This is a genomic window from Paenarthrobacter sp. NPDC057355 (assembly GCF_042667405.1).
In the GTDB taxonomy this organism is placed as follows: Bacteria; Actinomycetota; Actinomycetes; order Actinomycetales; family Micrococcaceae; genus Arthrobacter.
On record NZ_JBHVAL010000005.1, the window covers coordinates 13392 to 25728 of the forward strand.

Sequence of the window (12337 nt, forward strand, 5' to 3'; positions counted from 1 at the left end):
TGGTGATGGGCAGCAGGGCATTACTTGGACCCGAACGCGGCGTTCATGGCGTCAGCGGCCTCGCTGGTTGCAGCGTTCACATCGGCCTTGCCTGTAACCACCTTCTGGTACATGCCCGTGAAGACGCCCTGGGCATCGATGGTGGACCAGTTTTCGGTAACCGGGACAAACTTGGTTCCGGCGCCCAATGTGTTGATGAAGGGCTCAACCTGCTTGTTGTTTTCGGCCACCGACTTCTGGACATCTGTGAAGGTGGGGAGGTTGCCCATGGAGTCGAACATCTTTTGCTGGTACTTCTTGCTGGCCAGCAGCTTCACGAAGTCGGCTGCGAGAGTGCGGCGTTCGCTGCTGTTGAAGACGCCCAGGTTGTTGCCGCCGGCGAAAGCGGGCGCAATGGAACCTGCAGTCTTGCCGGGAACCGGAACCACGGCGAACTTGTCCTTGATGGCACTGGCAGCAACGGCCTTGTAGTTGAAGTCGCCGCCGATGGTCATGGCCGACTTTCCCGCGATGAACTGCTGGACACTGGCGTTTCCGCCGAATTCCGCACAGGTCTGGGCCGGGCAAATATCGTCCTTCAGGAGCCGGGTGTAGGCTGCCACGCCTTCACGGGACTGGGCCGAGTCCAAACCGGAAACGAACTTGTCGCCTTCCTTGGTGGCGATCTCCCCGCCGTTTGCCCACAGGTAGGGCATGGCAGAGAACTGTGCCGCTCCACCCACGGAGATTCCCAGCATGCCGGGGTTCGCTGCGCGCACGGCCCGGGCAACCGTCTCTACCTCGTCCAGGGTCTTGGGGACCGCAAGACCCAGCTGCTGCAGGAGATCCGTGCGGTAATAGAGGGCGCGAACGCCGACGAACCACGGCACCCCATAGTTCTTGCCGTCGATTTCAGTGGTGGCCAGGATTTTCGGGTCAAGGTCCTTTGCTTCGCCCCAGGACTTGATGTCCCCGGTAACATCGGCAAGGCCGCCGGACGCCACATAGCTGGCCAGGTCCGTGTTGCCGAACTCGGCCACATCCGGCGCACTGGACGGATCATTGAACGCGGCCTTGAACCGTTCGGCCCGGCTGTCTACGGGAATGTACTGGACGTCGATCTTGGCACCACTGTGTGCCGCCTCGAATTCAGTAACGGCTTCCTTGACCACTGCTGACTTGGGGTCCTGGTTGACCTCGGAGAAGAGCCACACGCGGACAGTGCCTGTCTGCTCATCCGAGCTGGAGGCTGCGTTGTTCGAGGTAGGCGGAGCGCAAGCGGTCAATGCGAGCGCTGCGATGGCAATTGCCGCGGCGGAGCGTGCGAGTTTCAAGTGTCCTCCATGGAGAAAAGTTGGGTTCCGCGGGATTTCCCCCTCCGCGGCTATGAGACCAAACACTATGAACGCGCGGGTGTGGGCGGAAGCACATTTACACAAAGGTTTGCATTGCAAAACAAGAATCCGCTTTTTTGCTGTTTTGGTCTATACCAAGTGGTTTTCTTGATACCCCCTGGGGGTACTTGACTCCATACCCCCTTGGGGTATAGCTTGGGGCCATGAACACGCCAGACCTGAGCATGAGCCATCAGGATGCACCAGTCATCGAGGTGGACCTCGAGCCCTCTGCATCCCATGGGTACACCAGCAACAAGGACGCGTACCTCAAACGGCTCAAACGCATTGAAGGGCAGGTTCGCGGCATTGCCCGCATGGTGGAGGAGGACAAATACTGCATCGACATCCTCACGCAGGTCGCTGCTGCCACCAAGGCCCTCCACGCCGTGAGCCTGGGACTCGTTGAGGAGCATATCGGCCACTGTGTGGTAGGTGCTGCCTCCGAGCCCGACCCCCAAACCCGCGCCGAACAAATCGACGCCAAAGTCAAGGAGGCCACCGATGCCATCGGGCGCCTGCTGCGGTAGCGGTAACTCCGCCACTCACCACACCATCCAACTCACCACCAAGGAGCACTCCATGAGCCAGACCATCCAGACCAACGTCAACGTATCCGGCATGACCTGCGGCCACTGTGTCTCCAGCGTGAGCGAAGAACTCGAAGCGCTCGGCGGCGTCCAGGACGTCGCGGTGGACCTCAACCCCGGCGGTTTGTCCACTGTCACCATCACATCCACCCAGGAGCTGTCGCCGTCGGAAATTGGCGAAGCCGTGGCAGAAGCCGGCTACGTGGTGGTAGCCAACGAAGCCTAGGGGGTTCTCTTGAGTAACCAGGAGACCTTCAACCAACCCGCACAAAGGGTGATCGAGCTGGACATCGAGGGCATGACCTGCGCCTCATGCGTCAATCGAGTGGAACGGAAACTGGGCAAACTCGAAGGCGTCGAGGCAAGCGTCAACCTCCCCCTCGAATCCGCGCACGTCACGGTCCCCGCAAACGTTACAGACCAGCAAATCGTGGACACCGTGAACGCAACGGGATACAAGGCGACGCTGAGGCAAGCCCCTGCACGCCACTCCCGCCCGGCCGCAGATGATCACGGTCATGGGCATGAGCATGAGCATCACGAGGCCGGGCCAGCTCACCAGGAACACGACGAACACGCCGGCCATGAAAACCACATGGATCACGGCCCCTCGGCTTCGACACTACGGCCGCGGTTGATCCTGTCCGCCGTCCTGACTTTTCCCGTTTTCGCGATCTCCATGATTCCGGCCCTGCAGTTCGCCAACTGGGGCTGGGTTGTCGGTGCACTGGCACTACCGGTGGTGAGCTGGGCCGCCTGGCCGTTCCACCGGGCCGCTGCCATCAACGCCCGGCATTTCGCATCCACCATGGACACCCTTGTCTCCATCGGCGTCATTGCGGCCTACCTTTACTCGGCATGGCAGTTGTTCGCGGACCCACGCATGACAGAGCACCCCGGCATGGAAAGCATGGCGGGCGGCGGGCTGTATTTCGAGGTCGCAGCCGTGGTCACCACGTTCCTGCTGCTGGGCCGCTATCTCGAAGCCAACGCCAAAGCCAAAGCAGGCAATGCCCTGAAGGCCCTGCTCAATCTGGGCGCCAAGGATGCAACAATCCTGGTGGACGGCGTGGAGAAGAAGATTCCCGCCGAGCAACTCCTGGTTGACGATGTGTTCGTCGTTCGTCCCGGTGAGAAGATCGCCACCGACGGCGTGGTGCTCGATGGCGCATCGGCTGTGGACGCATCCCTGGTGACCGGAGAATCCGTCCCTGTTGAAGTTGGACCGGGCAGCACAGTAACAGGTGCCACCATCAACACATCCGGGCGATTGCTGGTCCGGGCCACGCGCGTCGGATCAGACACCACGCTGGCCCAGATGGGACGCCTGGTCAGCGAAGCCCAGACCGGCAAAGCTCCCATCGCCCGGCTGGCGGACCGGATCAGTTCGGTGTTCGTCCCCATCGTGCTGGTCATCGCCCTGATCACTTTCCTGCTTTGGCTGTTCTTCTCCGGCGACCTCAACGCTGCCTTCACAGCTGCCGTTGCAGTCCTGGTGATCGCTTGCCCCTGTGCCCTGGGCCTGGCCACCCCGGTTGGCCTGCTGACCGGAACGGGCCGTGGTGCCCAGCTGGGTATCCTCATCAAGGGCCCGCAGGTGCTGGAAGACACTCGTCACGTGGATACCATCCTGCTGGATAAGACTGGCACGGTAACCAGCGGCAAGCTGGCCGTGGACCACACAGTCGCCCTCAACGGGCACTCCCCCGCTTCCGTGCTCACCTTGGCCGGGGCCGTCGAGTCAGCATCGGAACACCCGATCGCCCACGCCATTGCGGCGGCGGCGAAGGAAGCCACGCACGACGCCGGAAAGTTGCCCGCCGTCGAAGGCTTCAGTTCGGCGCCAGGCGGCGGAGTACGGGGAAGCGTTGCGCTGGACGGCAGCGCGAGGACCGTAGTTGTGGGCCGTTCGGGATGGTTGGAGGAAAATGGCATCTCCATCGGATCGGACCACCGCGATATCCTCGCGGCCCAGGAGAATGGGGGCGCCACCTCGATCTGGGTGGCCGTTGATGGCGAACCGGCCGGCATTGTGAGCCTCCGGGACACCATCAAACCCGGCTCGGCGGCGGCCATCGCGAGGCTGAAGGAACTCGGTATCCGTCCCATCCTGCTGACCGGAGACAACGCCGCAGTGGCCGCCCAAGTGGCTGCCGCCGTCGGAATTGCGCCTGAAGATGTGTTCGCCGGGGTGCTGCCGGAAGGCAAGGTGGACGCCGTCCGGAAGCTTCAGGAAGCGGGGTCCACGGTCGCCATGGCCGGCGACGGCGTCAACGACGCCGCGGCCCTGGCCCAGTCGGACCTGGGAATCGCGATGGGTTCCGGCACGGACGTTGCCATCGAGGCCTCGGACCTGACAGTGATGGGCAGCGATCTGGGTCAACTGGTGCAGGCGATCGAGCTGTCCCGGAAGACGCTGTCCACCATCAAAACCAACCTGTTCTGGGCGTTCTTCTACAACGCGATCGGCATTCCCGTCGCTGCCCTCGGGCTCTTGAATCCGATGATCGCGGGCGCGGCGATGGCGGCCAGCTCAGTGCTGGTGGTGGCCAACTCGCTGAGGCTGCGCTCGTTCGGCAAGTAGCGCGGGGAGGAGGCCCGGGCTATGCGGTTCCGAAGCGGACTGCGGCCCGGGCCTTCGCCTTGGCCGCTTCCTCGTCACGGTTCTTCGCAGGGCCGTGGCTTACCAACGAGTCCAGGAGATGCTGCGTAATATGCGCGATCTCGTGGACAGCCTCGGCGAAGGCTTCCTCGTTGGCCTTTGAAGGCTTGGTGGATCCGCTGATCTTGCGCACATATTGGAGGGCAGCGGCCTCCACTTCCTCGCTGGTGGCATGCGGTTCGAAGTTATGCAAAGTCCTGATATTCCGGCACATAGCCCCATGCTAACCATGGGCAGTGCTGCATGGGGAGGGGTGCCCATCGACGCGATTACGATTCACGGGATAGGTTTTAGCTATTGGATCTTCCGGATGAGCCGGAGGCCGCTGGGGATGCCGAAGAGCTCGGGTCCGAACAAATGAAGGAGAATCTCATGGCTATTTGGGGTGCAGATGTTGATCAGCTTCGTCAGCTCGGTAACAAGCTGAAGGCAGGCGCTGAGCACATCGAGCAGCAGCGTTCACAGCTGAAGGGTGCTCTCGACGGCACCGACTGGAAGGGCCCGGACGCTGACAAGTTCCGCGGCGAGTGGGACAGCCAGCACGCTTCCAACCTGAAGAAGGTTGCCGACGCTCTTCGTGAAGCTGGCGACCGCGCTCAGAAGAACGCAGAGCAGCAGCAGCAGGCCTCCAACTAAGACAGTTGGAAAAATGCCCGGACGCACAAGCGTCCGGGCATTTTTGCGTCTATTCGAAACCCTGAATTACCTGCCTTCGGCGGCCGGCCCCGAGGGGACAGGCTCGACGTCATTCGGGTGATCCAAGGCCCGGGCGCCAGCGGCCCGGCGGTCTCCGCGCAGTTCGTCCACGCGGACCAGGACAACGCCGCCCACAATCAGGAGCCCACCCAGCAGCTGGATCGGGCCTGGCAGTTCGCCCAACAGCAACCACGCCCAGATCACCGCGAACAGCACTTCCGTCAGTGACACAAAAGAGGCCACCTTGGAACCCAGGCTGCGCGCGGCCATGATTCCCGATACGTAGGCCAGCACGGTTGCCAGGATGATCAAACCGACGGCGGACACCCACCACGGCACGGTCCACGGACCCAGCGTTGTGTCTGCGGTACTGAACGTCATGGGAAGCAAGCCCAACCCGCCCACGAGCCACATCACCACGGCGCCCACCAGCAATCCACCCGAGGCCAGCACCAGCGGAGGAAGGGTGTCATTCTCCTTGGCTGTGATGAAGAAATAGATCACCAGGCACACGGCAGCCGCCATGCCCCACAGGACACCGACGAAGTCCACCTTCACTGCGCCTGTCAGGTCGAGCACCAGGACCAGGCCGCCGAGCGAAAGCAGCGCGCCGGCAGCGGTCAGTGCACGCGGTCTGCGGCGGGTGGAGATCCACAGCCACAGCACGATCATCACCGGGGCCAGGTATTCCAGAAGAAGCGCGACGCCAACGGACAAGCGGGCTACCGCATTGAAATAGAAGAGCTGGCAGCCGGCGACTCCGATGAGGCCGAAAAGCAGGATAGTGAGCCAGTTTTCCTTGAGCTGGTGCCAGCGTCCACGAAGAACCACGACGGCGGGAATCGCCAGGATCAGCGCGGCACCTGTGAGGCGCACGGCTACTGCGGCACCGGGTGACCATCCGGTTTCCAGCATCGATTTGGCGAAGGAGCCTGAGGTGCCGAACACGGCGGAAGAAAAGAGTGCGATGCCGAGTCCTGATGCCAGGAAATTCTTTGCATCAGTCTTCGTCATTGGAGCTGACACAGCAGCCTCCTGTCAGGAGTAAAGTGGGCTTATGGTCATGACATTACTCCCCGAACATGTAAGGAGTCAAAGTGCTTTTTGCGCCTGACACCGAGGTTGCCCTCCGCAGCGTGGTCAACCTGATCAATACAGCAGCCAACGGGCAGGAACTGCTGACCTCCCTGGATGACCTCAACGCGTTCCTGGCCGCCGAGGAGTTCACCGGCTCCCGCGTCAATTCCGCGGACGAACTGAACAGCATCAAGCGCCTTCGCAGCGAACTCGCAGCACTCTGGAGCTCCGACGAGGACACCGCCGCCAAATCCGTCAACAAGCTCCTTCTCGATGCCAAGGCGCTCCCCCAACTGGTCAAACACGACCATTGGGACTGGCACCTTCACGCCACCACCCCCGAGGCCCCGTTAGCGGACCGCATGGGAACCGAAGCGGCGATGGCGATCATCGACGTGATCCGCAGCAAAGAGATGGAACGCATGCGGGTATGTGCCGCGGATGACTGCGACGCCGTGGTCCTTGACCTTAGCCGCAACCGATCCAAGCTGTACTGCGACACAGGTAATTGCGCCAACCGAACCCACGTCGCAGCGTACCGGGCACGCAAGGCCGCCGAAGGCGAGTAACCAAACTCCACCCACCAAAAAAGCGCTCCCCCAAGCAAAGTGGGGAAGCGCTGGAAGGTTAGCGGCCGGCGTCGGGCGTTTCAGGCTCGTCGGGCGACTCCGGAGCGGGCGATCCACCGTGCGGACGCTTGGAGCTGAGGTTTACCCCTGAACCCTTGCCTAGGTGGTCGGCGTTTTCCTTGTAGCTCATGGACAGCATGGCTGCCACAACGAGGCTCACGATGAAGGCGATGCCGGCGCCGGTGAAGGCGAGGTCGAACCGGGGAGTCCGCGCACTACCGCCTGAAGCGAAGATCAGCACGGCAAAGAAAGCCAGCACTGCGAAGAAGGCGGAGAACATGAGGGGTCCCTTGACCGAGGTCCGCATCTTGCGCGGTTCTCCTGGTGTCTGGTCTGCCACGGTCATTCCTCCAATGATGGCGGTACGGGCCCGCCGGTCTGCAAAAGTTCTACAACGAGTAGAACGTCCAATTACTAGTTTACGGCCTCCGGCGAAGCACCGGGCGCAGAGGTCGTCCCAGCGGTGCGGGCATCGTGCCGAAGCGACAGTCCGGAGAGCATCCAAAGCACTCCGGAGAGAATTGCGCCACCACCGGAAACACCCAAAAGCGCGTGCGCGCCCAGCGAAGTGAAGAATGGCAACGCAATGGCCGTACCCACCGAGATGATGCCCGAGATGAGCCAGTCGCGGGCCAGGGAATCACGCTTTTTGAGGCCCTTCATGAACTCCAGGAGCCCGAGCACCAGCAGCGCGAGCATCGCCGAAAGGGCCACGCCTTCGTCTGACTGCGTGATCAAAGCAGCCACACCACCCGAGGCCACCACCACGGCCACAGCCGCGGGCAGCGCGCGGGACATCCAAACTGCCGCCGCTGTTCCCAGCAGATAAAGGCCGACGGCCCACGCCAGCACGTGCACCGACGGTGAACTCCAGAAAATGGTCACCAGCCCGAACAACACCGCAACCGTCGCGCGGATCAGCACCGGTTTCCACGGCCCCGCCGGAAGGGCAGAAGGGGTTTGGGCAGGAGTCGAGGGAAGAGTCACCCATCCAGTTTAGTGCGAACCCAGCACCATCCACCGATCGGTCCGCGCCCGCAGCCCCAGCGTCACCGCACGCGCCAGCATGTAGCCCAGCGCGAACGCCGCCCACAACCAGAGGAGCCCCGCCGCGCCGTCGGGCTTTAGTTGGTGGACAGCCACCAGCAGCGGCAAGTAAACCGCCAGATTTACGACGCCGGCAATCGCCAGATAGCGCGCGTCGCCGGCGCCGATGAGGACACCGTCCAGAACGAAAACGTACCCGGCAATGGGCTGCCCCAGCGCCAGTACCCACAACGCCACCGTCAGGGCCGAGAGGACTCCGGGGTCGGACGTGAAGATGTAACCGGCCCAGGGAGCCGCGACAGCCAGCAGCACGCCGGTTATCACGCCGAATCCCAGACCCCAGCGGATCATGGTGCGCGTCAGTTCGCGGGCCTTGGCCGCATTTCGGGCGCCCAGCTCCTTGCCGATCAACGCCTGCGCCGCGATGGCCAAAGCATCCAGGGCAAAGGCGAGGAAGGAAAAGATGGTCATGGCCAGCTGGTGTGCGGCGAGGTTTACTGCGCCCTGGGCCGTCACCACCACGACCGTCGCGAGGATGGCCACACGGAGGCTCAGCGTGCGGAGCATGAGCCACGAACCGACCTTGGTCATGGCCCGGATGCCGTGCCAGTCGGGCTTCAGGGAAACGCCGTGCTGACGCGCATTCCGGCCCACCATCACCAAATAGACCGCCGCCATGGCCCACTGGGCGATACTCGTGCCAATGGCGGAGCCCGCTACGGACAGGTTCATGTCATAAACCAGGAACCAGTTCAGGGCAATGTTGAGCGCGAAACCGGCCGTCGCCACGAGCAGCGGCGTGCGCGTGTCCTGCAAACCGCGAAGAACCCCGGTGCCCGCGAAGACCAGCAGCATCGCCGCCAGGCCGGGCATGGACCACCGGAGGTAGTCGACAGCGAATCCGTGCACGTCACCGGTCGCACCCATGAAGCCAACAAGGTGTTCAGCCGCGACAAAGCCGACCACGGCGAGCACTAGCCCCAGCAGCAGGGCCAGCCAGACGCCGTCGCGACCTGCAGCCAAAGCCTTGCCCAGCTTCCCGTCGCCGATCGCGCGGGCGACTGCCGGCGTCGTCGAATATGCCAGGAAGACCATAAGTCCCACTGCGGTGTGCAGGATAGTGGACGCCAGGCCCACACCGGCCAGCTGATCCACCCCCAAATGCCCCACGATCGCTGAGTCGGCCAGGAGGAAGAGCGGCTCGGCAATCAGCGCGCCGAAAGCAGGGACGGCGAGACGAAGGATTTCGCGCGCGTTCGAGCGGGCGGGAGCGATTGTGGTTTGAGGCACTAAACAAGCCTAGTCTGCCGGGGGCCGGGTACATTTGGGCCGTGTCATATGAGCATCCCGTCACTGTTTCCGTCGCCCGAACCATCCTCCCGGGCTACACCCGCCAAGCCAACGCCTGGGCTCACGCCGGGCAGGAACTCGCCCGCGAATGGCCCGGCTACCTCGGTTCCGGCTGGGTGCGCAACGGTGTCGATTCCACCGAATGGCACATGCTCTACCGCTTCGCCGACGCCGAGTCATTGCAGGCATGGGAGGACTCCGAGGAACGGCGCTGGTGGATCGACAGCGCCAGGGAAATGATGGAAACCACCCGCGTGGAGCGGCACACGGGCATCGAGGGTTGGTTTTCGCAGCCGGGAGACGTCTCGGTCGTTGTCCCCGAGACGGTGGTGCCGCCGCGCTGGAAGCAGGCCGTCAGCATCTTCCTGCCGTTCTTCCCGCTGAGCCTGCTGGCCAATTTCCTTTTGCACCCCGTGACCCAGAACTGGCCACTGGTGTTTGCCGTGCTGCTCAACATCGTCATCCTGACTCCCCTGATGACGTACATCTTCCTGCCGGTGACCACCCGGCTGCTTCAACCCTGGCTGCAGGCAAAGCCTCGTAAGTAGCTGGGAATTCGGTGAAAGCACGCTGAGCTTAGTTGACACTTCAACTAAATACCTGCAAGGGTTGAAGCATGAACAAGTCCAGCTTGACCACCACAGCCCTGACCATCCTGCGCGTTATTGCAGGATTTCTCTTCGCCGCGCACGGTTGGCAGAAGTTCAACGAATTCACCATCGCCGGAACTCAGGCATCCTTCACGCAGATGGGCGTCCCGGGCGCTTCCGTAGTCGCCCCGATCGTGGCGACGCTGGAACTCGTGGGTGGCATTGCCCTGATCCTCGGCCTCCTGACCCGCGTTTTCGCAGCACTCCTTGCCGTCAACATGCTGGGGGCCTTGTTCCTGGTGCATGCCCCGGCCGGCATCTTCGTAGGTAACGGCGGGTATGAGCTCGTGTTGCTGTTCGCCGGTGCGGCCCTTGCCCTGGCGTTGGCAGGCGCGGGACGCATCTCGGCCGACGCAGCACTGTTCGGACGCTCTGGCTCGAAGCTCCGCGTTCTCGCGTAAGCCCTCCCGAACCCTCTCTCACGTAATACCCCTTTCACCCGGACGCTCTATCACTCCCTTGGAGGGAGTGATAGAGCGTCGGTGGTTAAGGGGCGGGACGTGAGAGAGGGTTTAGCGCGTGCAGTCGCACCCGGAGGCTGCCGTCTGCCCCCACGAAAACGGCGACGTCGGCCAATGTGGTGATGACGGCGTCGGCATGCGATTGGAGCTCCTCCGCCGTCGCAGTCCCCGGAAGGGCGACCGTCAGGCATCCTGCACTGCGGGCCGATTGCAACCCGGCGACGGTGTCTTCAAAGGCAACAGGGGGCACGCCGTCCCGCGCCCAACGCGTTGCGGCCCGGTAAGGCTCGGGGTCCGGCTTGCCACGGGTAACGTCGTCGCCCGTTATTAGCAGAGCCGGCGGCGTGATTCCCCCGGCGGCCAAGCGGGCCTGGGCCACCAGGCGCGCGGCAGAGGTCACCACCGCACATCTGTCGCCGGGAACTGCCGCCAACAACTCCAGCGCTCCGGGCAGCGGAGTTACCGGGGCTTTGGGATGCTGCTCAATTTCGCTGAGCCGGAGAAGTGCAGCAGCTATGCGTTCTTCAGGGACAAAGGCCGCGGCCAGGTCCCGCGAGGTGCGTCCGTGAAACGACTCCCCCTCCGGAATGGTCACCCCCTCCTCGACCGCCCATTCATGCCACGCCTGCTCCACCGCCGCGATGGAATCCAGGAGCGTTCCATCCATATCGAAGAGGAACTCACTGATTTCCCATTCGACGACCCTTTTATTGTCAGTCCGGTTCAACGCGATCGTCCTGCTACAGCTTTGCCTGGGGGCCGGGGATGACCATTGTTTTAATCGCCAGCGGGTCCTTCTTGGCCTTCATCAGCGACTCTTCAACGTCCTCCAGTCCGTATCGACCAGTAACGATGCCTTCCACATCCACAGCCCCGGATGCCAACAGCGCAATGGCAGTTGGCCATGTGTTCACGTATCGGAAAGTCCCGGTCAGCGTGATTTCGCGGTGTTGGATCATTGCGATGGGAACGTTGAGCTCTTCCCCTCCCATCCCCACCAGGCAGGCGGTTCCACCACGCTTGACCGCCGGGAAGGCCGGCAAAATGGCCCGAGCGTTTCCCGAAGCATCGATGTAAACGTCGAAGTACTCTGCGTACTCGTCCAAGCCGCTTTTGGTGGGGTCCAAAGCAATGTCCGCACCGTGCGCCAAGGCAAACTCACGCCGATGCGCAATCGGGTCGCTGATGACCACCTCACTGGCACCAAGGGCCCTGGCGACCTGGACATTCATGACGCCAATCGGTCCAGCACCAGTGATAAGGACTTTGTCACCTGCCTTCACGCCTGCCCGCCGGGCCGCATGTACGGCGACTGAAAGCGGCTCGAGAAGGGCTGCCTGCTCATCGGAAATCGACTCCGGAACGGCATGGGCAAAGTCATCGTCCACGATCACATACTCGGAAAAGGAGCCGTCCACAGGCCAAGCCCCGTAAAACAAAATGTCCCGGCACAGGTGATAGCGGCCCGTCTTGCAGTAATCGCACTTTCTGCAGGGTGTCTGCGGCTCAACCGCCACCCGCGTTCCGACGCGGCTGCTGTCGACGCCAGGTCCGACGGCGACAATCTGACCGGCCGTTTCGTGCCCCAGCACGATCGGGCCCTCGACGACAATGTCACCAATGGAGCCGGTCTCGTAAAAGTGGGTGTCCGAACCACAAACGCCCACGGCTGTCACACGTACCAGCACCTGGCCCGGCTGCGGTTCCGGAACTGCAACCTCCTTCAGTTCTATGGTCTTGGGTGAGGTCAGGACGCTGGCGCGCATGGTGGTAGGGATTGGCATGTGAATGTCCTTTCGAAT

The 12337-nt window shown here is 62.7% G+C and carries 15 protein-coding genes; 7 read left to right on the plus strand and 8 right to left on the minus strand.

Annotation, left to right across the window (positions count from 1 at the left end):
- Positions 1 to 20 precede the first annotated feature (20 nt).
- Positions 21 to 1313 (minus strand): extracellular solute-binding protein, encoded by a 1293-nt coding sequence (locus ACFUOZ_RS07865; protein WP_377546487.1) that lies wholly within the window; start codon positions 1311 to 1313, stop codon positions 21 to 23.
- 224 nt (positions 1314 to 1537) lie between these two features.
- On the opposite strand from ACFUOZ_RS07865, the gene ACFUOZ_RS07870 reads away from it, so the two are divergent.
- From ACFUOZ_RS07870 to ACFUOZ_RS07880, 3 genes are read left to right on the plus strand one after another with little or no spacing between them, the layout of a single operon-like run.
- Positions 1538 to 1903 carry a metal-sensitive transcriptional regulator gene (locus ACFUOZ_RS07870; RefSeq protein ID WP_377546489.1) on the plus strand — a complete coding sequence of 122 codons (366 nt, stop codon included), beginning with the start codon at positions 1538 to 1540 and terminating at the stop codon, positions 1901 to 1903.
- Positions 1904 to 1955: 52 nt separating this feature from the next.
- Positions 1956 to 2189 carry a heavy-metal-associated domain-containing protein gene (locus ACFUOZ_RS07875; RefSeq protein WP_377546492.1) on the plus strand — a complete coding sequence of 78 codons (234 nt, stop codon included), beginning with the start codon at positions 1956 to 1958 and terminating at the stop codon, positions 2187 to 2189.
- 9 nt (positions 2190 to 2198) lie between these two features.
- Complete coding sequence (locus ACFUOZ_RS07880; protein WP_377546495.1) at positions 2199 to 4547, plus strand: heavy metal translocating P-type ATPase; 2349 nt, start codon at positions 2199 to 2201, stop codon at positions 4545 to 4547.
- Between the two features lie 19 nt (positions 4548 to 4566).
- Here the strand turns inward: ACFUOZ_RS07880 and ACFUOZ_RS07885 are convergent, their stop codons facing one another.
- Positions 4567 to 4839, minus strand: a complete 273-nt coding sequence (locus ACFUOZ_RS07885) for a DUF2277 domain-containing protein (protein WP_189018798.1) — start codon at positions 4837 to 4839, stop codon at positions 4567 to 4569.
- A gap of 158 nt (positions 4840 to 4997) precedes the next feature.
- Here ACFUOZ_RS07885 and ACFUOZ_RS07890 point away from each other — a divergent pair, with 158 nt between their 5' ends.
- Positions 4998 to 5261: a WXG100 family type VII secretion target gene (locus ACFUOZ_RS07890; protein ID WP_018779397.1), complete on the plus strand. Its 264-nt coding sequence runs from the start codon at positions 4998 to 5000 to the stop codon at positions 5259 to 5261.
- 66 nt (positions 5262 to 5327) lie between these two features.
- Here the strand turns inward: ACFUOZ_RS07890 and ACFUOZ_RS07895 are convergent, their stop codons facing one another.
- On the minus strand, positions 5328 to 6347 hold the full coding sequence (locus ACFUOZ_RS07895; RefSeq protein WP_377546498.1) for a DMT family transporter: 1020 nt from the start codon (positions 6345 to 6347) through the stop codon (positions 5328 to 5330).
- A 71-nt stretch (positions 6348 to 6418) separates the two neighbouring features.
- Here ACFUOZ_RS07895 and ACFUOZ_RS07900 point away from each other — a divergent pair, with 71 nt between their 5' ends.
- Positions 6419 to 6967, plus strand: coding sequence for a CGNR zinc finger domain-containing protein (locus ACFUOZ_RS07900; RefSeq protein ID WP_377546501.1), 549 nt, complete (start codon positions 6419 to 6421; stop codon positions 6965 to 6967).
- Positions 6968 to 7025: 58 nt separating this feature from the next.
- On the opposite strand, the gene ACFUOZ_RS07905 is transcribed toward ACFUOZ_RS07900, so the two are convergent.
- The 3 genes from ACFUOZ_RS07905 to ACFUOZ_RS07915 form a co-directional block, all read right to left on the minus strand.
- Positions 7026 to 7373, minus strand: a complete 348-nt coding sequence (locus ACFUOZ_RS07905) for a hypothetical protein (protein ID WP_377546504.1) — start codon at positions 7371 to 7373, stop codon at positions 7026 to 7028.
- 68 nt (positions 7374 to 7441) lie between these two features.
- Positions 7442 to 8014, minus strand: coding sequence for a hypothetical protein (locus ACFUOZ_RS07910; protein WP_377546506.1), 573 nt, complete (start codon positions 8012 to 8014; stop codon positions 7442 to 7444).
- A 9-nt stretch (positions 8015 to 8023) separates the two neighbouring features.
- Positions 8024 to 9364, minus strand: coding sequence for an MATE family efflux transporter (locus ACFUOZ_RS07915; RefSeq protein ID WP_377546508.1), 1341 nt, complete (start codon positions 9362 to 9364; stop codon positions 8024 to 8026).
- A 41-nt stretch (positions 9365 to 9405) separates the two neighbouring features.
- Between ACFUOZ_RS07915 and ACFUOZ_RS07920 the strand changes: the two genes are divergently transcribed.
- Entirely contained in the window at positions 9406 to 9972 is a 567-nt protein-coding gene (locus ACFUOZ_RS07920) for an antibiotic biosynthesis monooxygenase (protein ID WP_377546511.1), read from the plus strand.
- 68 nt (positions 9973 to 10040) lie between these two features.
- Positions 10041 to 10475, plus strand: a complete 435-nt coding sequence (locus tag ACFUOZ_RS07925) for a DoxX family protein (RefSeq protein WP_377546513.1) — start codon at positions 10041 to 10043, stop codon at positions 10473 to 10475.
- An 85-nt stretch (positions 10476 to 10560) separates the two neighbouring features.
- On the opposite strand, the gene ACFUOZ_RS07930 is transcribed toward ACFUOZ_RS07925, so the two are convergent.
- Both ACFUOZ_RS07930 and ACFUOZ_RS07935 read right to left on the minus strand, forming a co-directional pair.
- Entirely contained in the window at positions 10561 to 11262 is a 702-nt protein-coding gene (locus ACFUOZ_RS07930) for an HAD family hydrolase (protein ID WP_377546516.1), read from the minus strand.
- A gap of 13 nt (positions 11263 to 11275) precedes the next feature.
- Positions 11276 to 12319: an NAD(P)-dependent alcohol dehydrogenase gene (locus ACFUOZ_RS07935; RefSeq protein WP_377546519.1), complete on the minus strand. Its 1044-nt coding sequence runs from the start codon at positions 12317 to 12319 to the stop codon at positions 11276 to 11278.
- Positions 12320 to 12337: the final 18 nt, after the last annotated feature.